The organism is Paenibacillus sp. TCA20, from assembly GCF_000732325.1.
GTDB lineage: Bacteria > Bacillota > Bacilli > Paenibacillales > Paenibacillaceae > Paenibacillus > Paenibacillus urinalis.
On record NZ_BBIW01000009.1, the window covers coordinates 117,441 to 143,892 of the forward strand.

The 26,452-nt window shown below is 47.5% G+C and carries 22 protein-coding genes; 15 read left to right on the forward strand and 7 right to left on the reverse strand.

All coding sequences use genetic code 11. From position 1 onward, the window contains the following. Positions 1 to 5: 5 nt before the first annotated feature. Positions 6 to 776 carry a YheC/YheD family protein gene (locus TCA2_RS17285; RefSeq protein ID WP_238546433.1) on the reverse strand — a complete coding sequence of 257 codons (771 nt, stop codon included), beginning with the start codon at positions 774 to 776 and terminating at the stop codon, positions 6 to 8. 354 nt (positions 777 to 1,130) lie between these two features. Between TCA2_RS17285 and TCA2_RS17290 the strand changes: the two genes are divergently transcribed. Beyond that, entirely contained in the window at positions 1,131 to 3,158 is a 2,028-nt protein-coding gene (locus tag TCA2_RS17290; protein WP_052512123.1) for a methyl-accepting chemotaxis protein, read from the forward strand. 99 nt (positions 3,159 to 3,257) lie between these two features. Here TCA2_RS17290 and TCA2_RS17295 read toward each other — a convergent pair whose 3' ends face one another. After that, on the reverse strand, positions 3,258 to 3,866 hold the full coding sequence (locus tag TCA2_RS17295; RefSeq protein WP_193746079.1) for a transglutaminase family protein: 609 nt from the start codon (positions 3,864 to 3,866) through the stop codon (positions 3,258 to 3,260). 185 nt (positions 3,867 to 4,051) lie between these two features. On the opposite strand from TCA2_RS17295, the gene TCA2_RS17300 reads away from it, so the two are divergent. Continuing rightward, complete coding sequence (locus TCA2_RS17300) at positions 4,052 to 6,205, forward strand: amidase family protein (RefSeq protein ID WP_238546434.1); 2,154 nt, start codon at positions 4,052 to 4,054, stop codon at positions 6,203 to 6,205. Positions 6,206 to 6,313: 108 nt separating this feature from the next. On the opposite strand, the gene TCA2_RS26725 is transcribed toward TCA2_RS17300, so the two are convergent. Both TCA2_RS26725 and TCA2_RS17305 read right to left on the reverse strand, forming a co-directional pair. Then, positions 6,314 to 6,490, reverse strand: a complete 177-nt coding sequence (locus TCA2_RS26725) for a DUF2197 domain-containing protein (RefSeq protein ID WP_081872619.1) — start codon at positions 6,488 to 6,490, stop codon at positions 6,314 to 6,316. An 82-nt stretch (positions 6,491 to 6,572) separates the two neighbouring features. Next, complete coding sequence (locus tag TCA2_RS17305) at positions 6,573 to 7,031, reverse strand: hypothetical protein (RefSeq protein WP_047912855.1); 459 nt, start codon at positions 7,029 to 7,031, stop codon at positions 6,573 to 6,575. A 230-nt stretch (positions 7,032 to 7,261) separates the two neighbouring features. Between TCA2_RS17305 and TCA2_RS17310 the strand changes: the two genes are divergently transcribed. Then, positions 7,262 to 8,443: a NupC/NupG family nucleoside CNT transporter gene (locus TCA2_RS17310; RefSeq protein WP_047912856.1), complete on the forward strand. Its 1,182-nt coding sequence runs from the start codon at positions 7,262 to 7,264 to the stop codon at positions 8,441 to 8,443. Positions 8,444 to 8,596: 153 nt separating this feature from the next. On the opposite strand, the gene TCA2_RS17315 is transcribed toward TCA2_RS17310, so the two are convergent. Together TCA2_RS17315 and TCA2_RS26260 are read right to left on the reverse strand one after the other, a co-directional pair. Continuing rightward, positions 8,597 to 11,704 (reverse strand): MMPL family transporter, encoded by a 3,108-nt coding sequence (locus TCA2_RS17315; protein WP_047912857.1) that lies wholly within the window; start codon positions 11,702 to 11,704, stop codon positions 8,597 to 8,599. A gap of 79 nt (positions 11,705 to 11,783) precedes the next feature. After that, entirely contained in the window at positions 11,784 to 12,398 is a 615-nt protein-coding gene (locus tag TCA2_RS26260) for a TetR/AcrR family transcriptional regulator (protein ID WP_052512125.1), read from the reverse strand. 307 nt (positions 12,399 to 12,705) lie between these two features. Here TCA2_RS26260 and TCA2_RS17325 point away from each other — a divergent pair, with 307 nt between their 5' ends. From TCA2_RS17325 to TCA2_RS17340, 4 genes are all read left to right on the forward strand, one after another. Next, a complete protein-coding gene (locus TCA2_RS17325) occupies positions 12,706 to 14,013 on the forward strand; it encodes an MATE family efflux transporter (protein ID WP_081872641.1) in 1,308 nt (435 codons plus the stop codon). A 125-nt stretch (positions 14,014 to 14,138) separates the two neighbouring features. Further along, positions 14,139 to 14,516: a hypothetical protein gene (locus TCA2_RS17330; RefSeq protein ID WP_047912859.1), complete on the forward strand. Its 378-nt coding sequence runs from the start codon at positions 14,139 to 14,141 to the stop codon at positions 14,514 to 14,516. 242 nt (positions 14,517 to 14,758) lie between these two features. Next, positions 14,759 to 16,381 carry a Na/Pi cotransporter family protein gene (locus tag TCA2_RS17335; protein ID WP_047912860.1) on the forward strand — a complete coding sequence of 541 codons (1,623 nt, stop codon included), beginning with the start codon at positions 14,759 to 14,761 and terminating at the stop codon, positions 16,379 to 16,381. 211 nt (positions 16,382 to 16,592) lie between these two features. Continuing rightward, positions 16,593 to 17,603, forward strand: coding sequence for a hypothetical protein (locus TCA2_RS17340; protein WP_047912861.1), 1,011 nt, complete (start codon positions 16,593 to 16,595; stop codon positions 17,601 to 17,603). 98 nt (positions 17,604 to 17,701) lie between these two features. Here TCA2_RS17340 and TCA2_RS17345 read toward each other — a convergent pair whose 3' ends face one another. After that, positions 17,702 to 18,388 (reverse strand): lysoplasmalogenase, encoded by a 687-nt coding sequence (locus TCA2_RS17345; RefSeq protein ID WP_047912862.1) that lies wholly within the window; start codon positions 18,386 to 18,388, stop codon positions 17,702 to 17,704. A gap of 130 nt (positions 18,389 to 18,518) precedes the next feature. Between TCA2_RS17345 and TCA2_RS17350 the strand changes: the two genes are divergently transcribed. The 8 genes from TCA2_RS17350 (at position 18,519) to TCA2_RS17385 (ending at position 26,065) form a co-directional block, all read left to right on the forward strand. Beyond that, positions 18,519 to 19,037 (forward strand): ankyrin repeat domain-containing protein, encoded by a 519-nt coding sequence (locus TCA2_RS17350; protein WP_047912863.1) that lies wholly within the window; start codon positions 18,519 to 18,521, stop codon positions 19,035 to 19,037. Positions 19,038 to 19,308: 271 nt separating this feature from the next. After that, entirely contained in the window at positions 19,309 to 19,833 is a 525-nt protein-coding gene (locus tag TCA2_RS17355; protein ID WP_047912864.1) for a hypothetical protein, read from the forward strand. Then, positions 19,830 to 20,483 (forward strand): hypothetical protein, encoded by a 654-nt coding sequence (locus TCA2_RS17360; protein WP_047912865.1) that lies wholly within the window; start codon positions 19,830 to 19,832, stop codon positions 20,481 to 20,483. Before TCA2_RS17355 ends, TCA2_RS17360 begins: the two co-directional genes overlap by 4 nt. Beyond that, positions 20,471 to 21,076, forward strand: coding sequence for a hypothetical protein (locus TCA2_RS17365; RefSeq protein WP_047912866.1), 606 nt, complete (start codon positions 20,471 to 20,473; stop codon positions 21,074 to 21,076). Before TCA2_RS17360 ends, TCA2_RS17365 begins: the two co-directional genes overlap by 13 nt. A gap of 52 nt (positions 21,077 to 21,128) precedes the next feature. Further along, the gene (locus tag TCA2_RS17370; RefSeq protein ID WP_047912867.1) at positions 21,129 to 22,754 is read left to right on the forward strand and encodes an ABC transporter substrate-binding protein; all 1,626 of its coding nucleotides are present in this window, start codon (positions 21,129 to 21,131) and stop codon (positions 22,752 to 22,754) included. Then, a complete protein-coding gene (locus tag TCA2_RS17375; protein WP_047912868.1) occupies positions 22,741 to 23,739 on the forward strand; it encodes an ABC transporter permease in 999 nt (332 codons plus the stop codon). Before TCA2_RS17370 ends, TCA2_RS17375 begins: the two co-directional genes overlap by 14 nt. Then, positions 23,736 to 25,316, forward strand: a complete 1,581-nt coding sequence (locus tag TCA2_RS17380) for an ATP-binding cassette domain-containing protein (protein ID WP_047912869.1) — start codon at positions 23,736 to 23,738, stop codon at positions 25,314 to 25,316. The genes TCA2_RS17375 and TCA2_RS17380 overlap by 4 nt, the downstream gene beginning before the upstream one ends. Next, on the forward strand, positions 25,313 to 26,065 hold the full coding sequence (locus tag TCA2_RS17385; RefSeq protein WP_047912870.1) for an ABC transporter ATP-binding protein: 753 nt from the start codon (positions 25,313 to 25,315) through the stop codon (positions 26,063 to 26,065). Before TCA2_RS17380 ends, TCA2_RS17385 begins: the two co-directional genes overlap by 4 nt. Positions 26,066 to 26,452: the final 387 nt, after the last annotated feature.

The following is a 26,452-nucleotide window of genomic DNA, read 5'->3' on the forward strand; positions in this document are numbered from 1 at the left end:
TTTAACTATCTCTTACGTCCATATTTCTTGGCGTTAGTCAGAATGTGCTGATATAGGCTCTTATCCTTCATGTTCTTCAGCGGATAAAACTGAGGTCTTGTGTTGACCTCCAGAATCCAGATTCCGCCATTCTTATCCAGCGCAACATCGAGACCCAGCTCATGGAAGCCATTCTTGTGGGAATCAAATACTTTGCCGACAGATTTTCCGAGCTTTTTGAGTTCTGCTTCGATCTCTTCTGCTGTGGTGTTAGAGAAACCAGCATTTAATAGGGTGGGGCGTATAAATCCGATGCTTCCGCCTTGCTGATAGTTGGTAGCTACTTTACCCGGGGTACCGATCTTGGTAAAAATACCAGTTGATTTCCAGCTTCCGCTGCTCGATTTCTGAACCATCACCCGAATATCGAACGGTTTGCCGTTGGTTTTCTTAAGCTGAATGCCTTGCTGAAGCAGGTACGGCTCACGGTTATTTCGTTTTTTTAATTCGTTATATAAATTATCAAGCGTACTGAATTGCTTCTTGACCGAGTTGTGCTGGTACTGGTATCCATTATCGCGCTTCTTGATTCTTATTATAATGTTGTAGCCTCCAGTACCGTTCTCCGGCTTAAAAAAGACCGTCGAGTACTGTGACAGCATGCTGCTCAGATTACTTCGGCTGAACGGCATCGTTTTTGGAAGATAATCTTGTACTTCAGGGCTTTTGTCGAGCCATTTGGTCTTGGTCCATTTGCTCTTGATGGTTGTGCTTGTATAGTGCATTTTCTTCTTCACAGGTTCTCATCCCCTTTCTACCTTAGGATATGATGGCTGATGAAGTCCGTTAGTGCACTAGTCTAGCTAGGGATAATGGGGCATCTGACACGGATAAAAAAGAGTGTAAATAGGTGCGTAGGCCCAATAAATCCTGCGAATAAGGTCCGGATTGGGCCTTTTTTTATTGCCTGCTGCTTGAGAAAAAATGTGTCACATAACACAGCAGTAATAATTATTTTACATGTGATGTTAAATAAATCATCCTGCTTGACCGATGAATAAATGTAAATCTTTTAACTTTATGCGGAGTATAGGCAATTAAAAATGCAGTAAATGAGCATGGCTTAACCAATGAACTGGAGGTTTTTTAGAGTGAGCAAGTTAAGTAAGAAGCTGAAAGGGTTCGACAAGAGCAAGCTGAAGTGGCCCAACAAAAACAAGCTGAGATTAACCGTGAAGTATAAGCTGATCATCGTATTTCTCATCGTACTTATTATCCCATCTTCTCTTATAGGGACCCTATCGTACCAATCCGCGAAGCATGTGCTGGATAAGGAATTCATGCGCAGTGCGGATGAGAGCGTGGACGTCATCAACGCAGTCATCACAGATGTCATTGCTCCTAAACGAGAGGATGTTGTAATCTTCGCCAACCATGTCAATGCAACGCGATATGATGGAGTCGATAGTCCTGATATTAGAGCCGAGTTCGATAACTACATACAATTCCATAGAGATTTAGACAGCATGTATGTCGGAACAGAAGAGGGTGTCATGATTCAGGTTCCGAGAAAGCAGCTTAACGAGGATTACGATCCACGTCAGAGACCTTGGTATAAAAAGGCGATGGAGAACAAGGGACAGGTCGTCGTTACCGATCCCTATGTATCAGCAGCAACCGGTAATCTGGTCGTCGCGGTAGCAAAAATGACAGAGGATGGCTCGGGCGTTGTCGGCATGGACATAAACCTGCAGAATTTGAGCCAAGTTGCAGGCCAGGTAAACATCGGTACTGAGGGTTATGCGATCGTACTGGACCAACAGAGGAATATTGTGGTTCATCCTACGATGGAGCTAGGTATAAGAGCAGGTGAGGATTTCTTTGATCAGATGTTCGCATCTGAACAAGGCGAGTTCTCATTTACCTCTGAAGGGGAATCGAAACGTATGGAGTTCACCACGAATGAGCTGACGGGCTGGAAGGTCGGCGGTTTTGTGTTTGATACCGAGATTGAAGGCATTACCCAGCCTATTCTTATTGCAACCAGTATCGTTATTGTTGTTGCCATTGTGCTCGGCTTGTCTCTCGTATTCTATCTTATTGCCTCCATTACGAAGCCGCTTCAAGCGCTGCGCACATCAGCAGCCCGGATTAGTGAAGGAGATCTGACCGAGAACATTCAGCTGAAAAATAACGACGAGCTTGGAGACCTCGCAGGCTCATTTAATCAAATGTCTCACAACCTGCGAACGCTGATCCAGGAAATCGGCTCCAAATCAGAGCATGTTGCCGCATCCTCAGAGGAGCTTACCGCAAGCTCAATGCAAACAGCCACGGCTTCAGAATATGTAGCTTCTTCCCTGCAGGAAGTTGCCAGCCGGGCGGAAACACAGAACGATCAGTTGAACCAAACGGTAGAAGCTCTTACTCAGATCAGCATGGGCATTCAAAAGGTAGCTGGGAATGCGGTTCATGTCTCGGATTTGACGAAGCAGGCAGCAGAGCAGGCAGTAGATGGGAATGATTCTGTACTGAAGACGATGGATCAGATGAATGCGATATACAAATCGGTGAATAAATCTAATGAACAGCTGCAATCGCTGCAACAGCGTTCTCAAGAGATTGCCGTGATTGTAGATCTCATCGGGGGGATCGCCGGGCAGACGAAGCTGCTGTCCCTTAACGCTTCCATTGAGGCGGCAAGAGCGGGCGAGCACGGCAGAGGATTTGCCGTGGTAGCTGAGGAAGTCGGTCATCTGGCCAAGCAGTCAGAGGAGGCTGCGAAGCAAATTATCGAACTGATCGGGCACATCCTTAAGGAAACGGAGACCACAGCGGATAGCATGAAGCTGGCTGCGGAAAAAGTAGAGAGTGGACTCACCATCTCCTTCAATACGACAGAGACCTTCTCTTCCATCATTCAAAATATTCAGGAAATTCCTGTTCAGGTGGAAGAAGTTGCGACACTGTCTGAGCAGATTGCTGCAAGTGCAGGACAGGTCACATCAACAGCTCAGAATTTGCTGACGCTGTCCACGGAGAATGCTTCCTTATCCGAAGATATGGCAAGCTCAACACAAGAACAGCTGGCATCCATGGAGGAAATCAGCGCAGCTTCGGCTTCGTTATCCAAGCTTGCTGAAGAACTGCAGGAGCTGGTTCAGCAATTTAAAATTTAGGATTCCGGATTCAGACATAAGTACGTACATTACGAAGAGGGCCCTTCTGAGAAGAATAAGAAGGGTCCTTCATTGTGCTTACCTCTACTGTTTATGGAACTAAATTTCTGTCGGTAGGCCGTGAAGATACATCTGAATACAATCGGAATGTCGGCGTAGTACGTCAATTGTTTTTGGATGAGGAGCTGTGTAAATTATAGGGTAATCCATCTCTTCATAGTAATCGCGTATCTGAAATGCAAGATGTTCCTCATCTAATGAGAATTTTGCATTCACACCTGACTTATTTCCTCTCGCATCAAGTCTGATCCATCTGCCTATCGACTGAAGATAAACACTGTTTAATGCATGGATGCAGTACCCCATTTCCGGGGTATCTCCAAGCGTTAGACGCTGATAACAAAATCCTGTCGGAATTCCTTTGCACCGCAATATGGCACAGAGTAAATTGGACTTGGCATAACATATACCTTCCTGATATAGCAATACATCCGATGCGATACACGTAATGCGTGAGCTCTGAATATCCCAGGAGTGAGCAATCTGATCCCGGACATATTCAAAGGCGATTTTTACGAATTCGGTTTCACTTACCGAAGTGCTGTACAACTCATTTGCCAGTTGTTGAATGGAAGGATGTGAGTAATTCACTTCCTTTGTTTCGCATAAATAGTCTTCTACAGATCCAGATTGGGCGATAAGCTGCAGCATCTGCATTCCTCCTCATCATACTTGACTTCAACCTATCAAAAAAAACGTTGAAAATCTACAAGGCATAAGACTTATAAAAAATTGTAATGTCAGATCATATGACAAAAAATTGAAATCTAGCAAATGAAGTATAAAATAGGTTTCGAGAGTTACTAACTACGAGAGAGAAAGGAGTTATGATCATGAGAATGACCATTCTAGCAAAAAGAACCATGTCCCTCGTCATTTCCGGAATGTTGATCGGAGCTATACCTGAGCTGGCGGGAACACCTTCAACCGTGCATGCGCAGGAACAGATTCGATTGGAAGAGATGACAGTCAGTGAATTGACCGAGGGATACAACAGTGGAAAATATACAGCTAAGCAGATCGTCCAAGCTTATTTGGATCGAATTGAGAAGTATGAGGATACATATAACGCGTTCACCTTCATGAATGATAACGCCCTGCAAGAGGCGGAGGAGATTGACCGTCTTCGAAGTGAAGGAGCGGAGCTGGGTCCGCTTGCGGGTATACCCGTCGTCATCAAGGAAGCAGTGGATGTCGCTGGATTCCCAAGCACATTCGGCTGGGCCCCCCTTAGTAAATCAGCGGGTGGCATTGAACTGATGCCTGCTGAGGATGCTCCGGTCGTGTCACGGCTGAAGGAAGCAGGGGCCATCATCATCGGGAAGACGAATATTCCGGCCTTCAGCGCAACAGGAACGCATGCGAATACGAGCTGGGCTGGACCTACGTATAATGCAGTCGATCCTTCCATTGCACCGGGCGGCAGCAGCAGCGGGACAGCAATGGCGATCTCGGGGAATTTGGCCGTCCTTGGAATTGCCGAGGAGACGGGAGGCTCGATTCAGAATCCGGCAGCAGCGCAAGCGATCGTCGGTATCAAGCCCTCGTTCGGACTGATCCCGACAACAGGAGTTACACCGCTTGCCGGGAGCACCCGGGACGTTCTTGGACCGCATGCCCGAACTGTGCTGGATGCGGCAGTGATGCTCGATGTTATGGCCGGTTATTCGGAGAAGGATGAGAAAACAGAGGCTGCTATTGGCCATATTCCTGAGGAAGGCTACGCAGCAGCCGTGAGTGATCAGGCGCTTAAGGGCAAGAGGTTAGGTCTGTATGGACCGGGCTGGCGTGATAGTGAGCTGTCTGCAGAGACCACAGCGCTATATGAACAAGCTGTGAAGGAGCTGGAGGAAGAAGGGGCTATTGTAGTGGAGGATCCTTTTGCCGGATCAGGCTTCAAAGAGTATGTGAAGAAGACGGGAAATGTCGGCATGGAGACATTCTTCTATGACCTGGAGAGCTATATTCAGAATTTAAATCCCGAAGACGATACCTTATCTATTCAAAGCGTATTTGAAGAGGCCGGTGAGGTTCCGTGGGTCAAAGGTGGACCGCTTAGTTTTATGGAAGGAAGATTTGCGAATATTGATACGGCAATTACAGATGCGAAGAAGACACCAGATTTAACGGAGTTCAATGAAGTTAGAGAAGAGTATCTGCGAATCTTGGACAGTGTCATGGAAGAGCATGATCTGGATGGGTTTGTGTATCCACAAATGTCTAACCGGATTCCGAAGCTGGGCGAAGGCGATATTGGCGCGACAACGGTGCCCGAGATTAATATCAGCGGCCTGCCATTAATTACGGTGCCTGCAGGATATTACGAGAATGGCTCACCCTTTGGCCTCGCGTTCTTTGGCGAGATGTGGGGAGAAGCCGAGCTGATTGCGATGGCATATGATTATGAACAGGCAACCCATCATCGGGAGCTGCCCGTATTAATTGAGAAGTCTGCAGATTATGCCGATGTTAAACCCAATAGTCCATACTTTCCTGCAGTGATGTCATTGGCAGCGGCCGGAGCGATCGATGCGGATCAATCCGAATTTCTGCCGAATGAGCCGATCACCCGTGCGGAAACAGCTGATATTATAGCAAAAGGCTTGCATCTGAATATTCCGGACAATGCGGGTACCATACTTGAGGGCTTTGAGGATATTTCATCCGAGGATGAGTATGCGGGGGTAATAGCTGCAGTATACCGTGAAGGAATTCTCCTAGGCGGATCAGATTTGTTTATGGGTGGGCAGTCACTGACGAGAGAACAGATGGCGTCTGTATTGGTAAGAGCCTTTGATCTGCCTAAGCTGTCCAACAGTCCGCACACGGTAGTGACGACGAATGTGAAGACCGCACACAAAGAGGATGTTATGATCCTGGCTCAGCACGGAATAACGGTCGAGCTGGACAATTATAGACCACAGGATACCGTTACGCGTGGTGAATTTGCCTCCTTTATGTACAGAGCGATGGGGCTGCAGCTGTAAATGTAGTCTGGCTTTCAGGATTCCCCTTATACTAAAATGATGGAATGAAAAAAAAGAGTCTGGGCTAACGATTAATTCGGTTGGCCAGACTCTTTTTTTTCCAAATTACTAACGATTCATTTCGCGCATAAAATTCATGATTGCTTCAATGCGTATTTTATCAGCACAATCTTCGCAACAAAAAAACTTATCCTTTCTTTCTTTAGCTTGTTTATATTTTTGTGAACCTTCGTATACCCTGAATGTATTCTTACAATTATAGCAACGCACATCATAGTAAAACATTTGGTAACCTCCTTACATCACTTCTTAGTTGATATATCGAAGATTGTAACCAGTTCTCTCGTCTCCTTATTTCCATTCAATACTACTTGAAATATTGTTCCAGAATTGCCGTATCAAACCCATTAGAAATTTTAAATTCGCCCGCGTTATATTTGTCCCTTGATCTGCGTGAATTTTCGATGCGAATATATTGATCATTATATATGTCCATATCGAAATGAGCCCCAGTCTTCAGCTGGATCCGGACAGTGTAGTATTCCCATGGGAGGCCACCCTCACTGGATGATTCCAGTTTCATCTTAGAAAAATGAGATATTAACTTTTGCATCTCCGATGGGTCTGTGATTTCAACACGTTCCCAATCCTCAATGTCCTCAACTCTCTTCGTAATATCAATCATATAATATGTATCTGTTTCTCTTACGTAATCCAGTACCAGCTCTTCGAAAGAAGCATAATGCAGTGACAGAATTCGCCATAGTATCGCGGCTGTCAACAGGATGGAAATGGGCAAGCCTGCGATCAGTTTAAACTTCTTCATCAGATGATCCTTTCCTTCATTGTGATTTGGGAGCAGTAGAAGCGCTTATTTTCCATTATATGAATAAACGCCGCAAATTGGGGTAAAGTTTAAGAAATTGCTTTTTTTAAATAGAAATATAGAGGAAAAAGCTGACTTGCAATAGGTTGCGTAACTGTGTAATGTAGACGAGGCGCGTAATTTTGAGTAAATGCGCTTTAATCAAAAGTAAAAGGGAGTTTAGGTGCGTAATGTCAATTGTAATTGGAATTCTTGGGCTTATACTGACACTAGGACTTGGATTCCTGCTCAGCAACGATAAGAAGAATATCAACTTCAAAGCCATTGGAGTTCTGTTCGTTCTTCAAATATTGCTTGCCCTATTTATGTTCAAAACGAGCATTGGTGTAAGCATTGTAGAGAGTGTATCGAACTTTGTAACGAAGGTGCTGTCCTACGGATATCAAGGAATTGAATTTGTCGTTGGGGGATGGGCTCCGCCAGAAGCAAGCGTGTTCTTTATCAACGTGCTGCTGCTCATTATCTTTACGGCAACGCTGTTGTCCATACTGACACATATTCGAGTGCTGCCGCTGGCAATCAAGTATATCGGAGGAGCCCTTGCGAAGATTACGGGACTGTCGAATGTACTTACCTTTAATGCGGTGAACTCGATCTTCTTCGGCCAATCCGAGTCACTGATTGCGATCAAGCATCATCTGCAGAAGATGAATGATAACAAGCTGTTTGTTGTATGTGCCTCTGCCATGGGTTCGGTGTCTGCGTCCATCATGGGATCATATATGACAATGATTCCTCCGCAGTATGTTCTAGTAGCCATGATCTTGAACGCCATGTCAGCGCTGATCATAGCAACGATGGTCGCTCCTTCGAAGCCAAGCGAGGATGAGAAGATTGATGTACGGGAAGTATCCCAGACCAAATCCATCTTCGAGGCAATCTCGGCTGGTGCACTGGATGGAGGTAGAGTTGCACTGATCGTAGGTGCGATGCTGATTGCCTATGTTGGACTCATTGCGCTTCTAGATGGAGCTCTAACATCGATATTAGGTATTTCTTTTACCGCAATTCTAGGATATATCTTCAGTCCGATAGCTTGGATTATGGGAATTCCGGCAAGTGAAATGGTAACGGCGGGCTCCATTATGGGAATGAAGCTGGCAACGAATGAATTTGTAGCTATGCTGGAGTTCCAGCCGCTGATCGAGCAGCTTAGTCCCAAGACGGTTGCGATCGTCTCTACTTTCCTGGTGTCATTTGCGAATTTCAGCTCCATCGGGATTATCAGTGGATCGATCCAAGCGATCAGTGGTGAAAAAGCAGCCGTGGTTGCCAAATTCGGCCTCAAGGTACTGCTTGTTGCGACACTTGCCTCCATCATTACAAGTATTATCGCTGGTTTGTTTGTGTAACAGGCTAATAGCTATTAGGCTGGTAGCTTAAGGCAACTAGCGTTTAAGTCAAAAAGAACCCCGATCCTTCTCAAATGAAGAATCGGGGTTCTATTTTTAATACTTCAAGCTCTGGTGCTCTAGATCGAGCCAATTGATGATAAACTGCAATCCTTATGCATCAAACGTTTGATGGGATGCTTGATCAGAAGCCTTATTCTTCTTACCCCATTTCTGTGGCAGCACAATGAGTGCTGGTACAAGCATAGGCAGAAGAATGAAGCACAGCACGATCAGTCCGGCCATTACGGCTGTTGCCAGCTCAATCAGCAGGACAAGTCCGGATGGGATCAGCGTGGCGAATGTTCCGCCGAGAATAATCATCGCCGAGATGATGACTCCGCCGATATTTTTCGCGGACTTCACAAGTGCTGCAGTCGGGTTAAGATCGCCATACTCCTTATAGCGCATCATGAAGAAGATGCTGTAATCGACACCGACGGCGACGATGATGATGAAGGAGAAGAATGGAACGAAGGAGGATACCCCGTCAGCTCCCAAGATCTGATACGTTACAAAATTCGTTGCAGCCATGGCCGTGTAATAGGAAGCGATCAGCGCCAAAATAATGTAGATGGATGGCAGCAGTGACTTGATAACGAACAGCAGTACGATAAATACGCCGAGAATAACGAGAATGGCTGTACTGTTGAAGGACTCAAGCTGTGCTTTGTTCGTGTCATAAGTGAAGGAGCTTGGTCCGGCAGCTCCGTAAGCAGCCCCGTCAAGCACCGTACCCTTCAGACTTGCAGCCAGTGTTTCGTTAATGTCCTCAATCGTATCCATTGCTCCCATGGAATAAGGGTCTTCCTTCAGAATAACCATCATCTTCGTTACCTTGCGGTCATCGGACATGAAGGTATCAAGCGATGTCTTGAATTCTTCTGCTTCCAAAGCTTCCTTCGGAATGAAGAAGGTCTTCGCCGATTCATATTGCGCCAGGAAGTCACCTGTCTGATCAAGACCTTCGGATATGTCGTTAAGTCCATTGCCGCTCTGACCAAGGCCGTCCTTCAGGCTGCCCATACCACTGGACAGCTGGGATAATCCGCTGGTGAGCTCTTGTTGTCCCGCATTGACCTGAGCAAGTGCATCATTCAGCTGATCCATGTTCGATGTAATGACCGATGAGCCGTCTGCACCTTCGGATAGACCGGAAGAGAGCTGCTTCGCTCCTTGTTCGAGCTCACTCAGGCCAGCCAGAATCTGCTCTTGGCCGCTGTTCACTTGTGCCAAGCCGCCTGCAGCGGTATCGAAGCCGCTGTTCAGCTTGCCGTAATTCTCATTCAATTCATTCAACCCGCCTGTAATCTTGGCGAGTCCGCCTTCGAGTGCGGTACCTTGCGCCTTAAGCTGATTGTATGTCTCGTCCTGCTGCAGCTCTGTATGACTGTCACCAAGAGCCGAGACTAGAGTATTGATGCCTGCCATACCGGTCTGAATTCCAGGAAGCTGCTCCGATAGTGCAGTATATCCACTGCGAAGGGCTTCGTACTGGCTGTGAATCTCAGTGAGTCCACTCGACAGCTCTCCAGTACTGGATACGATGGCACCAAGTCCGTTCCTGATCTCTGTAATACCTGCAGCAAGACCGTCAGCACCAGCGGCGCCTTCATCAAGCCCGCTTCCAAGCTGTCCTACTGCATCGGTCAGCTGACGGTATCCGGACTCAATCTCGCTCGATCCGGATACAAGCTCATCAACCTGAGAGAAGTCAGGTGTAGATAAGCCTTCCTCCATCTGGGTCAGACCATCCCTGATCTGATCTACTCCGTCTTTGGAGGCGGAGATGCCACCGGTAATCGTTTCGGCTTGACTCGAAACATAGAAGTCCTCGATTGGTTCGAATTGAGGCTGTGTCACGCTGGATACCTGATCTACACCCGGTAGACTCTTCAATGTATTCGTGACCTGATCCAGCGCGGTGAGCGCTTCGTTGTTATCCATCGGCTCATCCGATTCAATAACGACATTGGTCGGCAGCGCCTGACCTTTGCTGAAATTGTCGGCAACAAGGCTGAAGCCCTTGGTCGATGGATAGCCATTGCCAAGCTCCTTCAGCTGGTCAAATGACAAGGTCTGCTTGCTGAACATCAGCACAGGGATCATCACGAGAATGATGAGAACGGTCGTAAGGACCGGAAACCGCACGGAAATAGACGTCAGCTTGCCCCAGAACTTGCTGTCCTTGTGACCTGCATCCTGCTTCGAAGGCCAGAAAAGCTTCGGTCCGAGGGTCTTCATGAAGAACGGTGTTAAGGTATAGATTTGAGCGATCAGAATTACGGTACCGATCGCGACGACATTGGCAGATTGGTAAATACCAAAGTCGGAGAAGCTGAGTGCCGCGAAGGCAATGAACACCGTAAGGGTACTGTACAAGATCGTCTTGCCCGCAGTACGGTACGTGGTCGATATCGCCTCATCGACGCCTGCTCCATGGGACAGCTCTTCCTTGAAACGATTAAATAGAAGAATGTTGTAGTCCGTTCCGATCCCAAACAGGATAAGAACAAGCAGCATCTGCGTTACACTGGTTACAGGGAAATCGAGCTTGTCGATAATCTGCGCCGCGATCCCCATGGAGACGAGATAAGTAATCCCGACAGTCAGCAGAGAGATGAAAGGAATCAATGCAGACCGGAACATGATAATGAGGACGATTAGTATGAAGGCAACCGTCAGGGCAGCACTTTTTTCTACCCCAATGATGGTTGCTTCCAAGTAGTCGTTCTGAATGAAATCTTCACCACTTAAGTAAAAATCCGTATCCACACCGGACAGCTCGGATTCAAGCTCCTGCTTGATATCCTTCACTTCACGGTCGCCCTTATCAATGCTGAAGCTGACCATAAGTGTGGTTTCGTTCTCCGAGATGAGCGAGGACTTCGCTTCCGGTGTTCCGAACGGATCCAGGAGCTCGGTAATGCCAAGGCCAGACATGTGATCACGGATATTGTTAATGCCGGTTTCAATGTCTGCAAGCTCCGTGTCTGATAATTTGTCTTCGTTATGAAAAACAATAATATTGCTCGTTCCCTTATCGCCGTCAATCTTCTTCAGCATTTGGCTGGCGACCTTGGAAGGACTGTCCTCTGTCAGCGGATCCTGTCCTCTCTCATGCAGAATGGCATTCACATCGGGCTGAAATACGGTCAATAGACCCGCCAGTGCCAGCCACACGACTAGAATGAGCACCCGCCATTTGACGATTCTTTGCATTCTCTCTGACTCCTTTTTTTCTATAGATAGATTAGTAAACACATGTTCATTTTACGATCAAAAAAAACCAATGATGACATCACCGGCTTAATTTTTTCGCGAATCCTTCTCCGAATACGTACAGCTGCTCATCTACCAGGTATTTGATGGTGCTTCCTTCCTCATGATCACGCAGAATGATGCATATACCTTCGATCATGGTGGTAGCGAACATTTGAACAGATAATTGATCCTTCGGATCGTGCAACTCCGTAATGTTCTTCGCAATGAGCATGACCTTCTCCAGTATTTGTGCAACAATCTCGATCAAATCCTGCTTGGCCTGTTCGTAAGCAGATCCCTGACTTAATGTCAGCAGTATCTTGATCTCAATACTCGATTCCTTCATTAGTTCCACGAGGGTATCGTCTACGAGCTGAATACAGTTGAGCGTTTCAAAGGCATCAATCGTATTGGTGCGGTCAACGGCATCCTTAATATCCATCGTATACTTGATGAACTTGACGAAGGTCGGTTCAAGTACAGCGTGGAATAGGTCGTCCTTATTCTTGAAATACCGATAGATATTACCCGTTGTAATGCCAGCCGTGCCGGCAATTCGCCGCATAGAGGATTGAGCATAGCCATACTGTTCGAATTCAGAGAGGGCCGCGGCAAGAATGCGGTCTTTGATCTCTTCTTTTAATGTTTGCATTAATGAACACCTGTTTACTATTAAGATGATGGTATTAGTATAGAGGAGTGGAAACCGATTTACAAGCATCATTTTCGATCTCATTTATACCATGTATTACGTCAAGCCGAATGATTAAATGAGAAAAAGGATGGTTATCACTATGCAAGAGCTGTGAAGGTGCTATAATAGTGTGGCAATTGATTCTAATACACTGAAAAAGAGATGATGAGCTTTGAATTCACCGGAACCCTATATACGACCCAAATCGACCTCAGCAGGCTTGCTGAATAAATATTTTACGGGTAACACGCTTGATTATAAGCAAATGATCGCGATTATTATCCCGATATTTGTGGATCAAGCTTTTATTATTTTGATGAGTCTGTTAAATACGGCCATGATCAGCTCCTCTGGAGTCGCCGCTGTCAGTGCGGTGAGCATGGTCGACTCCCTGAATATTTTCCTCATTAACGTATTTGTCGCCGTTGCGACGGGAGGTACCGTCATTGTTGCCCAGTACAAGGGCAGCGGTAATCCCGAGATGGCAGCCAAATCCGCATCACAGGCTATATCCGCTGTCGCTATTCTTTCCATATTCCTATGTGTGCTCGTGATCGCTTTTCATACGCCCATCTTAAATCTGTTATTTGGCGGAGCAGAAGCCGCTGTATTTGATAATGCGAGGCTGTACCTGATCGGAAGCTGCTTGTCCTATCCTTTTATAGCTATATTTCAGGCAGGTACCGGGGTGCTGCGAGGTGTGGCGGAGACAAGACCGTGCCTTATTCTATCGCTTATCATGAATCTGACCTTTCTAGGGCTGAACATTTTGTTCATCACCGTGCTGGATATGGGTGTAATGGGTCTCATTATATCCATGCTGACGGCAAGAGTGATCGGGGCAGCAGCGTCGCTGTATTATCTCGTGAAGATCAATCAGTCCTTGCTGTTCCGTATCAAAAATTTATTGAAGCTTAATTTCTCTATCCTCAAGAAAATTATGACCGTGGGCATACCGTTCGCCGCGGAGCAAATGTTCTTCAATGGTGGGAAGCTGCTAACGCAGACCTTTATTGTTCAGCTGGGGACGTTTGCCATTACAGCCAATGCGATTGCCGGCTCGATATCACTTGTGTTCCAGATCGGCGGCAGCGCGCTGAGCATCGCAATCGTTACGATCGTCGGGCAATGTATTGGTAACAAGAATACCGAGGATGCCCGCAAATTTATAAGATCTCTGCTCTGGCTGTCGAGTATCTTCTTCGTTGTCATTGCAGCCATCTTGCTGCCGCTGTTCCCGTTGGTGGTGCAGCTGTTCTCGCCGCCTGAGGAGATCGTGCCGATTATCTTCGGCCTGACGCTGCTGATTGCTATTGCGCAGCCATTTTTGTGGTCTACAAGCTTTATTCTACCTTCTGCGCTTCGTGCGGCAGGGGATTCCAATTTTACGTCCATGACATCGCTGCTGTCGATGTGGCTTCTCCGCATTGGTCTTGGCTATGTGCTGGGCATTACGCTCGGCTACGGTATCATGGGCGTATGGATTGCAATGGTCTTTGAATGGGGTGTCCGCGGCCTGATCTTCTGGCTAAGGTTCCGGGGCGAGAAGTGGTACAGCCGGAAGCTGATTTAAGTGAAAATACTCTTTGTCCATCCAAGCTGATGGGGAAGGAGTATTTTTTGCATCCATTTATTGAATAATCGTATCCTAATGATATAGATGTGCGTATTCAAAGTCTTGCGGATGGAGGCTGAGACATGAAATATATGGGTATCGCTGCTGTGATTCTATTGTTGGTGCTAACGGGGTGTACTCGGACAGAGGAGATTACCTTTGTAGGAGAGAGTGATCACTGGACGGGAAAATATAAGGCAATCATTGGTGAGTCGCAGGAAGATGGAGACTTTATATTTGAGTATAAGGCGGAGGAACCGCAAGAGGTCCATTTTAATAAATTGGAGATCTATGCTGATGATAAGAGTCACATATTTAAGAGTAAGGATCACAATTCCCGGAGAGTCACGATGTCGAGTAGCTGCTCCGGCTGTTCTGTAACTCGGAAGGAAGCTGAACTTCAGGTGAAGATTAAATGGGATGGACATGAAGAATCATTTGTTATGAAGCATCAGCCATAAAATTTATGGAAATTGGGAAGGCCCTTTGTAAGGGAATGAGCTATTTAACGTAGAGGATCCGGCTTGATTTGTTAATAAAAAGGGCGCCCTAGCCATGAAAGTGCGATGTTTTTGACGACGGCCCCGGCCCTTTTTAAGTCGCAATATGTCAATAGTTAGATAGTTTATCTCCTCTTTGTAATGTGCTAAATTAATATAGTTCGTTTTTGAAATATATAGCTCTTTAAGGGGGATCTGCACCATTGGATTGGCAGGATATTTTGTTTAAATTTATCGGGGGATTAGGGATATTCCTGTTCGGTATTAAGTATATGTCGGACGGGCTGCAGAAATCAGCCGGCGATAAGATGCGCAGCATACTGGAGAAGTACACATCTAACCCTATTCTGGGTGTTCTGTTCGGTATTGGGGTCACTATTCTGATTCAGTCGTCTTCAGGGACGACCGTCATGGCCATTGGTCTTGTAAATGCAGGGCTGATGACACTTCGTCAGGCTATCGGTATTGTAATGGGTGCGAATATCGGAACAACGATGACTGCATTCATCGTCGGAATCAAGATTGATGAATATGCTCTACCCATTATTGCTGTGGGTGCCTTCTTCTTGTTCTTTATTAATAAGAAGCGCTACCAGTATATAGGTCAGGTGATTTTCGGTTTCGGTACCTTGTTCCTTGGTCTATCGACCATGAGCGGAGGGCTTAAGCCTCTTCGGGAAATGCCAGTATTCACAGATTTCATGGTACAGCTGTCTGATCAGCCGATTCTCGGACTTATTGTCGGTACGGTCTTTACGATGATTGTTCAGAGCTCAAGCGCAACGATCGGGATCTTGCAGACGATTGCGGATGAGGGCATGATCAGCCTTCAAGGAGCGCTGCCGATTCTGTTCGGGGACAACATCGGTACGACAATTACTGCGGTTCTCGCATCGATCGGAGCTACAGTAGCGGCGAAGCGAACGGCGCTTGTCCATGTTATCTTTAACGTGGTTGGTTCGATCATCTTCCTTATTCTGCTTCCTGTGGTGCATACCGTCGTGCTCTGGATCGGAGAAGGGGTTAACATCCGAATGCAAATTGCATATGCACACGGTATTTTCAACGTAACAAATACCCTCATCTTCCTGCCGCTCATTCCGGTACTGGCCTGGATCGTAACGAAAGCCGTTCCTGGTAAGATGCAGGAGATCCAGTTCAAGGCGATTTATCTGGATGACCGTTTGCTGGCAACTCCAGCCTTAGCGCTCGGACAAGCACAGCACGAAATTGTTCGTATGGGGCAATTCGCACGGGAGTCTTTGCAGGACGCAACGGGCTATTTCCTTAAGAAGGACAATAAGCTTGCCGAACTTGCGCTGCAAAAAGAAGAGCTCATTAATGAACTGAATCGTAAAATTACGGATTATATTATTAAGATTCATCAGAACAACGAAGGACTGGGTGCAGGCGAAACAGAGAAAGCGACAGGCTGGTTCCAGACCGTCAGCGACATTGAACGGATTGGAGATCATGCAGAGAATATGGTTGAGCTTGCTGAATTTAGTATTACGAACAAGCTGGAATTCTCTAAAGAGGCTACAACTGAGCTGACCGAAATGATCGAAATCGCAGATCAGGCGGTGGAACAAGCACTTATCGCACTGGAGCATCAGAATGAAGATGCGGCACGCACTGTTCTGGAGCATGAGAGTAAGCTGGACGAGCTTGAGGTGAAATTCCGTAAAAATCATATTCAGCGTTTGAATCGGAACCAGTGCTCTGGAGGTACAGGGGCAATCTATCTTGATATCCTGACCAATCTCGAGCGGATTGGGGATCACAGTAAAAATATCGCTCAGTTTGTACTCCACGAACAGCACTAATTGTGCTTCGGTGTAACCCTGTATTTTAAAATAGACTTTAAATAGCGAAGTGTTCCTCTCATTAACTAATTAGGTTCGTGAGGAGGAGCACGTTTTTTTTGATGGATTGTGAAGTGAATACAAACGTTAATATCAGAGGGAAGAAGGATTTCTGAGGAGCTGAACCGAAGAACTGAAAATAGAATGAGCAATAGAAGTGGAGGCCCGCAAATTGAATATCGAACGGTATCATCTCGAAGAAATCCTATTTGCATACGGAATAAAGAATCAGATCACAGATACACACGATTATATTAAGCAATATAGTGTTTCTGACACGCCTCGCGTAAAGGCAATTATCCGAACAGATTTTGTAGACCGTCCGTCTGTCGTATTTAAGATGATTAAGCAGAAGGAGCATCCAAGATGGAAGATGGAGCAGCAAAGCATATTTTCAGAGCACATGAGAAGGAATGGAATTCTTACTCCAAAAAGATACATATCCGAGGGACAATACTGCATTTCTGTATGGATTGAAAATGTAGAGCTCGATGTAATCGTTGAAGATTACTTGGGAGAAGAAATCAGAACAATTGATGTGGAGACTGCAGGCAGAATAGGACAGCTCATGGCAAGGATGCACATCATTTCGGAAAGAGACGATTGTCACATCGATGCTGATTCGATCTTCAAGGTTACGGGATATAACGAGGCCAGCGGCTACGAACGATTTAGAGAGCTCGGTGAAGCGGGATATCTTAATCAAGAGAAGTATGAACGAATTATTCAGCTGTATGAGGACCGAATGAATCGGATTCAAGCCATGTGGCCTGAACTTCCCAGGCATGCGACGCAGGGCGATTATTCTATAAACAATTTAGTATTGAGAGACGGAGCTGCGGGTATTTTTGACTACAATATTGCGGGTGACGAAACACTTGTTGGGGACCTGATCGTTGAAGGTCTTCTGGTCGCAAATGAAATGGATCTGGCAGAAGGACTAAGCACGGATGATCGTCCACAACTGTTTAATGCTTTTTATGATGGATACAGCAAGGTTAGACCACTCCAGGAGCTGGAACAGGCAGTGGTAAAGGATGTCCATGCTGTTGTGGCTTCGATGTGGTTTACAACAATCAGATATGAGGAGGATTCAATGGAGTTTTTGGTTGAAAGGCATGAGGTAGTGAAAATGGAAAGCATACTGGACCAAATGCTGGAGCTCCTATCAGAAGCAAAGTAACAGTACATATAAGTTGAGCTTTAAATCATAGAAAGCCGCCCCTCCCCATAAATGCCATGAAGAGAGAGGCGGAATGTACAACGACAGCGGATTAACAGTCAATATTTGATGTTCACCTTGAGAAGCGAGCTTCTTCTATGTGCAGCAGCACCGATACTGCATGCAATTAGAGACTGGGCAGCGTAGTACGTTGCCATAATAAGGACACCAGCGTAAGGGATCGCTTCGACAAACTTATTCCATGCCAGGATGGAATCTGAAATGACAAAGAGCAGACTCCCGATGCTGGCCCACACATTCCCTGTCATAACCGCGGACCAGAGCATAAGTGAAATGACGGTGACATACGCAATAACAGGAATGACCAGACCTTTCAAGTCGGCTGACATGGCCATATGTTGTGCAAGCTTACCACCCATAATCCAGGCGTAGATGCCGATGGGGATCATGCTTAACAGCCGAATCCAAGAGAAGCGCCATTGATTTAGAAAAGCGGTCAGATAGAATAGATGGCCGATCAAAAAGGCAAGCAGGCCGTATACGAACCATATCGGCAGCAGGCCGTCACCCAGCATACAGAAGAACAAGCCGGCCAGCAGCAGAGCGTGCGCCGAACGCCGGCCAGTTCGCATGCGCAGGAGGGCGTACAATATAATAAGTGCCATCGGAATCAGCTTGAAGAGCAATTTAACTTCAAATGGCTCTTCCGGAATGAAGAAGATATATAGTATGCTCGTGATGAGAACAAGTAGAGGCAGCAAGAGATTCCTCCCGAAGTACATCATGTCAGGACACTCCTTATGTAAGGGTTTTTATGAGTGAATTCTGTATTCATCATATAGCAGATGGCGAGGAAAGTCATGGAAAAAGAATGGAGCAAAAAGCACGGATTATAATACCTGAGGAGGATAAGAAATGGAGAATGCTAAACTTCAAGTAACCGCACTATTTGAAGCTTTGATCGCAGGAGACAAGGAACGTGTATCCGAACTACTGACAGAGCAGCCTCAGCTCGCGAATACAGAGAATGAAGATGGATTAACCCCACTGGCTTATGCAGGACATCTGGGATTTGAAGACATAGTTCAGACATTACTAGATTATGGGGCAGAGGTCAACGCTGTGACCCATTCCAAAATTGCTTATATCCCGTCTAACACGGCTCTGCATGCGACGATTGCCGGTGAACGAAGTCTTAACGTCATTAAGCTTCTCCTGTCTCATGGGGCAGATCCGAACATAGTGGACAGCGATGGCCATACGGCACTGCATTCGGCTGCGTATCATACGGATCGCTCAGAGATCCTTCAGCTGCTGCTCGATCAAGGTGCAGAGGTGAGCAGTCTTACCGGCGATGGAGAGACGGCACTGCAGATCGCCGAGAAGCAAGGGAACGAGAAGGTGGCAGCGGTCCTGAAGCAGATGACAATCTAATTTGTATCAAATGATCAGACAGCCCATGCGTGGTACGCATGGGCTGATTCTTGTGCTCGGATCGCACCTTATTATATTCCAAAATATTACTTCAACAATTAGACACAAAATTAGCCCCTAAGTTCCAGTTATTGATATTGATTATCATTGTCATTGTTGGTATTCTCATTAGAAGCGATTATCAATGATAATCATTCTCAACTACATAACGAGAATGCCGGCTTTCTTTGTTTAACATATGAATAAAATCAAAAAGGGTGTGATGTGCTTTATGTCAGTTATCAAAATAAAAGACCGTGGAGAATTGCTGTCCTTACAGTTCTCTGAGCTCCGCAACTATCACGGCAATGTGGCACTAATGGCCATCGGAGTCGGCTTTCGGGTTGTTCAGGCGGCACTTGCAGAGCTGTACGGTGATGAAGCACCGGAACGAGCAAGCCTGTCAATACGATCAGGACATGCAGGACCGGGGTTTCGTGATGCGTTTGAGTATACAACACGGGCGGTAACACGCGGAGAATATACGGTGGATGTCAATTATCCGGCAGCACAGTATGACCCGTATCGTCCACAGTCGTATGCTTTTGTCATTTCGGACAAGAGCGGCTCATCGGTTGAGGTCATGCTGAAGCAGGACTTTCTTCCTCCGGTATTTTACGAATATTTGTACAAGGGCCGAGAGGGATTAATGTCAGAAGAAGACGCAAAGGCAAATACCCAGTTGAAAGCGGATTTATGTGAGAAGGCGCTGTCGCTCCCTCAGGATGAGCTGCTGAAAGTGAGGAGGCTACTATGAAGAGTGCTGCAGACTTTCTCCTGCTGGATTCCGGAGCAAGCTTCAGCCAGCAGAATGTAAGAGACGGAGACCTTGATGTAAGAGTTATGGTGCTGGATCAGTACGATCTGGAAGATTATGATTTACCGCAAAAAGGCCATAAGTTTCTAATCATTGACGAATTTATCGATCAGGAATTGATGCTCCGGCACAGAGGGAAGATCAAGTCATTTCTTGATCAAGGGAACATCTTACTCTTCTGCGGTCATTTGTTCCGGCACTGGATACCGGGAGCCTCGATGTTCGTTCCCAAAACGATACATAATCATTTGGATTATACCGTAACCGTACTCCCTCATCCGATCTTTGAAGGGGTACTGTCTGATGATATTACGTATAACAAAGGTGTGGCAGGGTTCTTCGCTCGGGGACATCATCCCCTTCCAGAAGGAGCAGAGGTACTGCTCACACTGCCGGAGGGTGAGCCCATTACTTACATCGACCGGAATAGCAGCCAAGGCACTATTATTGTTCATGCCGGTCGTAACCTGTTCCGTTATCGACATATGGGACATAGCAGTGCGGGAAGAATCGGAGAGCAGCTGGAACGGTTCATCTATGAGGAACACGAAGCAATTCAGCACAGGAGGGATCGTTCATGCGCAAAATAGCCGTTCTCTACACGGGCAGCTCACATCAGCATCGGACTTTTACCGAGCCCAAATATAAGCAGTACATTGAAGAGCTCGTGTATCTGCCTAAGCTGGATGAAGTGGATCTCCATCCATATGATGTGCTCATCATTCCTTCACAGATTCATGAGAAGCTTATCACTCGGCATCTGGACCGTATCCATGCATTTCTCGACCAGGGCAAGGTTGTGGTCGCACTCGGTGCTCAGCACAATAACTGGTTCACAGGACATCATTGGGAGTTCCGTCCGACCAACTTCTGGTGGTGGCGTGAGCCTGGAGCGAAGAGCGGTCTAGTCCTGACCAAGCCGGAGCATGATCTGTTCCGTTACATTACACTTGCGGATGCCACCTGGCATTATCATGGTGTGTTCTTTCCGAAGCATGATGTAGAGTCTCTGATCGAAATTGAAAACGACGGTTCTATTTTTTATGTGGACAAAGACAGCACGAGCGGGACACTGATCCTGACGACGCTGGACCCTGAATATCATTACGGCTCCTACTTCATGCCTGCTACAGAGCGCTTCCTGGACGGATTTCTTCCATGGCTGGCAGAAGGCAGGCTCTGATACACTTGTTCATTCAACTACATCACAGTTTTAAAGGGGATAACGAAATCAAATGAAAAAATCAATGCTTATGCTCCTGCTTACCCTCATCTTAGTCGTAACCGGATGCTCCACAGGCAGCGAAGGCGGAAGTACAGCTTCTAACGAACCGGCTGCATCCGGCACACCTGCGGAAGGGGAGAACGCGAGCGGAACGATAGAATCTTTAAGAATTCCAGGCGGTAACGTCGGATATCCTTCTCCGTTTACCTTCAGCGCGTCCGGTCCATTTGGATATTTGAGAAGCTCGTATATTTTTGACACCCTGACTTGGAAGGATGATACGGGCGTTATTCCATGGCTGGCCAAGTCCTGGGAAATGTCTGAAGACGGCATGACGTATACGTTTGAGCTTGAAGAGGATGTAAAATGGCATGACGGCGAAGCCTTTACGGCAGATGACGTGGTGTTCAGCTACAACTACTACAATACTTATCCGTACAACTGGACGGGTGATCTTACGCAAATTAAAAGTGTAGAAAAAGTGGACGATCACACGGTTGAGTTCCACCTGAACAATAAATATGCACCGTTCCTGAGCGATCTCGTAGGAATTGTGCCGATCATTCCGCAGCATGTATGGGAATCTGTTGACAATCCGGTGGAATTCCAGGAGGATGCAGCTCTGATCGGAACAGGGCCTTACAAGCTGGCGGAATATGATGCGGCTTCCGGGCAATATCTATATGAAGCAAACGAAGAATATTTCAAGGGTGAAGTGATGGTCAAAGAAATTGCCTACGTGAATGTACCTGACAAACTGCTCGCTCTGCAAAATGGCGAAATCGACCAAACCTACACATTTAATTACACGGATGTTCAAACGGCTGAGCAATCGGGATTCAAGTCCATTAAGGTAGAACCGACAGGCAGTGTCGTGCGTCTTGCCTTCAATCTGGATCATCCTCAGCTGCAGGATAAACGTCTTCGCCAGGCGATCGCTTATGCGCTCAACCGTGAAGATATGGCCAGCAAAATTACAGGCGGCGAACCGATGCCGGGCAGCGGCGGTGTCATTCCACCAGATTCACCTTGGTACAACGAGAACGTGAAGCAATATGATTACAATATTGAAAAAGCAAACGAGCTTCTTGATGAGCTTGGCTACACGAAGAATGCAGAAGGCATGCGAGAGGATCTGAAGCTGAGCGTCATGGTATCTTCAAGCATGCAGGAATCGACGATGATGAAGGAGATGCTGAAGGAGGTCGGCATTGAGCTGAACGTCGCGCAAGTAGACTCTGCAGCATTCTCTGACGCAATGGGCGAGAATCAATACGACATGGCTCTTACCGGTCATATTGGTGTAAGTGGTGATCCAGACTTTCTGCGTCTGTGGTTCTCTGGACAAGCCTCCAACACACTGGCTTCCCGCGGTACTGTATTTGATGCAGACGGCTTCCAGGAACTGGCCGAACAGCAAATGCAGGAGCTGGATGAGACGAAGCGTGGAGAGATCATTGATCAAATGCAGGACATTCTCGCTGAGAATCTTCCGACCCTCGTGCTGTATCACCGTCCGTTCTATGATATTCACAATGCGAACGTCTTCGACGGCTGGAAGAACACTTACGGCGGAATCGCCGACGGTATGCCGCTGTGGGAGAACAAGGCATTCCTGATCCATGCGGAACAGTAAAAAATACGCTTCTTATGTGCTCGTACTCCTATTCGTTATCCTCTTAAACTTCTGGCTTCCCCGGCTCCTTCCGGGGGGGCCAGTCGAATATATTACGGGCGGCGGCGAAGAGGGCGCCGTATTCTTAACCGAAGCACAGAAGTCAGCGATGCTGGAATATTATCATCTGGATGAATCTACAGGGGAACAATTCATACGGTATTTGAAGGGGCTTGTTACCTTTGACTTCGGCTTATCTATTATTCACAAAACACCGGTGTACGAAGTAATCATGGAGCGGCTTCCCTGGACTCTGCTCCTTGTTGGGATCGCGAGTCTCTTCTCTATTCTGATCGGACTTATTGGCGGGCTGTATTCCGCTTGGCGTCATCCGGGGCGAACCGACCGGGGCTTGTTTCTGACCATGCTTGGGGTTAGCTCGATACCGGAATTTCTGATCGGCATGGTGCTTCTAATCGCGTTCGCAGCACAGCTCGGCTGGTTCCCGCTTGGGGGAGCGAAGACGGCATTTCTTCGTGCCGATTCCTGGATGGCCGAGGCCGCGGATGTGATGCTTCATGCTGCTGTGCCGGCGGTGACACTCACCTTGGCAAGTCTGTCGGGTATCTATCTGCTCATGCGGAACGAGGCGATTCGTGTCCGCAACGAGACGTACGTGGAGTTTGCCTCTGCCAAAGGGCTTGGTTCACGCTCTATTCTGTTCCGGCATATCGGGCGTAACGCTGCACTGCCGCTTGTCACGCTGATCATGATTCGACTAGGGTCATTGATTGCCGGATCGGTACTCGTTGAGACGGTATTCGCCTATCCGGGCATCGGGAAGCTGCTGCAGGAAGCGATTCTCGGGCGGGATTACCCGCTGCTGCACGGTTTATTTTTGCTGATGACGCTATTTGTGCTAATTCTGAATCTGATTGGGGATCTGCTGTATCCTTATCTCGATCCCCGGATTCGCAAGGCGGAGCCAAGTGAGGTGAGATCATGAAGCTGACTTGGTCTCAGAAGATAGGGACAGTACTGTTCGCTGTGTATGTCATTATAGGGATATTCGGGCCTCTCGTGATTGACATATCACCTCATGCTATTGACGGAGAGCGGCTGATGCCGCCGTCTGGCGAATACTGGCTTGGGACGAACGCCATCGGGCAGAATTTATTCAGTCAGCTCATCTATGGAGCAAGAACAACGCTGATTATCGGGCTCACTGTAGCGCTGATCAGCACCTTCTTGAGCGCAGCGCTGGGTCTGATGGCTGGTTATTCCAAACGGCTTGATCCGTTCCTGAACGGTCTCGCCAACATGCTGCTGGTGCTGCCATCGCTGCTGCTAATTTTGATTGTGGCTTCATTCACAGGCGGCGGCACCTGGCAGCTGATCTTAACGCTCAGTCTGCTGACCTGGCCTGGTTACATGAGACTGATCCGGGCTTCCGTGTTGTCACTGAAAGAGCGGGAGTTCGTCAAGGCAGCGCAGCTGTATAACGGAAGCAGCAGTTATATTCTGCGGCGTCACTTGCTGCCGTTCATCTGGCCGCTTGTGCGCACCAAGTTCATTGTGTCATTCCAATCGGCCGTAGCGATGGAAGCAAGCTTGTCCTTTCTCGGCATTGGTGATCCCAGCACGGTATCCTGGGGCCGAATGCTCCAGGATGCATTCTCGCGTACGCAGACGTTCCTGACCGATGCGTGGCTGTGGATGGTGGTGCCTCCAGCGGGTGCCCTCCTGATCGTTATTATGGCCCTCGCCATGATGGGAGAGGGCAGACCGACGAGACAAGGATTTGCTGCGAAGCTGAACCGTCCGGAGAGCCGGGTTATCGCGGCTCAAGCTGCCAAGCGGGGAGGGGAAGGACAAGCTGCGGCAATCTCCGTCCAGGATCTGTCGGTAACTTATGGGGATAAGACCATTGTCCATCCCATTTCATTTGAAGTGAAGGAAGGCAGCATTACTTCCCTCGTAGGTGAGTCAGGCTCCGGCAAGACGACGCTGGCCCGCGCCGTGTATGGACTTGTGCCGGATGATTCGGTAACAGGCAGCGTACAGATTGGCGGCCATTCGATTTATGCGAAGGACAAAGTAAATACGATGCAGCGCTGGATAGATGCTGCTTATATTTTTCAAGATCCGCGAAGCAGCTTCAATCCGATCATGAACATCGGGCAGCAATTCTATGAAACGATGAAGCTGCAGCATAACAGGGAGGAGAAACACTCAGCGGCAATTGCAGCCCTGAAGGAGGTGCAGCTTGGAGAGCATGTGCTGTCCCTCTATCCTCATCAGCTCAGTGGCGGAATGCTGGCGAGAGCCCTGATTGCCCTGGCTTTTGTTAACAAGCCCAAGGTACTGATTGCGGACGAGCCGACAGGGGCGCTGGACCCTCTTGTCAAAAGAGAGGTGTTCGATCTCCTGGTCACCAAGGTCCGGGAGAACCGAATGGCGCTTCTGCTCATTACGCACGATATTCCTGCAGCAGAGCATATTTCAGATCTTATTATCGTTCTTCATGGCGGCAGAGCAGTGGAACCGCAGTATGAAGAGCAGTCGAGTGCGGGAGGTGAATGAGATTGCTGCGTATAGATAAGGTGTCGAAGCATTTTGCGGGGAAGAGAAAAGGAGACGTTATCAAAGCAGTCGATGACGTGTCCATCCAGCTGGGTGAGAATGAAATATTCGCACTCATTGGCGAGAGCGGCTCAGGCAAGTCCACCTTGGCGGAGATGGTTATCGGCTTGCAGGAGCCTACCTCCGGGTCGATTGGATGGGAAGAGCAGACTGTACAGAGTGAGCAGAGTTCCCGGAGTGCGCAGAGCATGCAGATCGTTTTTCAAAATCCGGACCGGTCCATGAATCCGTACTGGAGAGTGGGAGAGATTATCGCAGAGCCGCTCAGGCTGAGTGGATATTCGAAGCAGCATGCCCGCAAGCAGGCAGAAGCTCTGCTCGAGAAGGTCAAGCTGACATCCGATTTCATGCAGCGGTATCCTGCAGAATGCTCCGGTGGACAGAAGCAGCGGATTGCGATTGCGAGAGCCCTAACCATGTCCCCCCGGCTGCTCGTCGCCGATGAGATCACCTCAGCACTGGATCCTGCTATTGAGGAAGAAATATTGCAGCTGCTCCTCACGCTGAAAAGATCCGAAGGGATGTCCATTCTGTACATCACCCACCGGATTGAGACGATCTCGGGCTTTGCCGACCGTGTCGCCGTTATGAAAAATGGAGTGATTCAGGAGATTGGTCCTGCGGAGGCGGTATTTAACGATCCTCAATCGGATTACACGAAGGCTTTGCTGAGAGCCGCCTACTATTAAAAGGGTCTTGCAAAGCAGCGCCCGATGCTGGAAAAGACATCAAAACGATTCAGTTTAGATTGCACTTCTCAAAAAGTGGATGTTGTAGGATATCGAATTGAAGTAGATCGAATAGAAGTGGCCTAGGGTGAAAACCTGAAGGTCACTTTTTTTATATCACATAAGATGGAGATGGTCGTTTTGGGCATAAAAATATAAATTTCACTCGGTCCACTCCGATGCGGAGGTAAACCGCCTTCCACTATGAGAAGATGAGCAAAACAAAGCATATCGGCCAATCATCTGCGCCTTCTGTATAATTCAGGCCTACATCTGCTGTAAATACCAAAATTAATGCAAATTTGCTGACTGTCTGATTTTACCCTGCCGCGGCGATCCCGTATGATT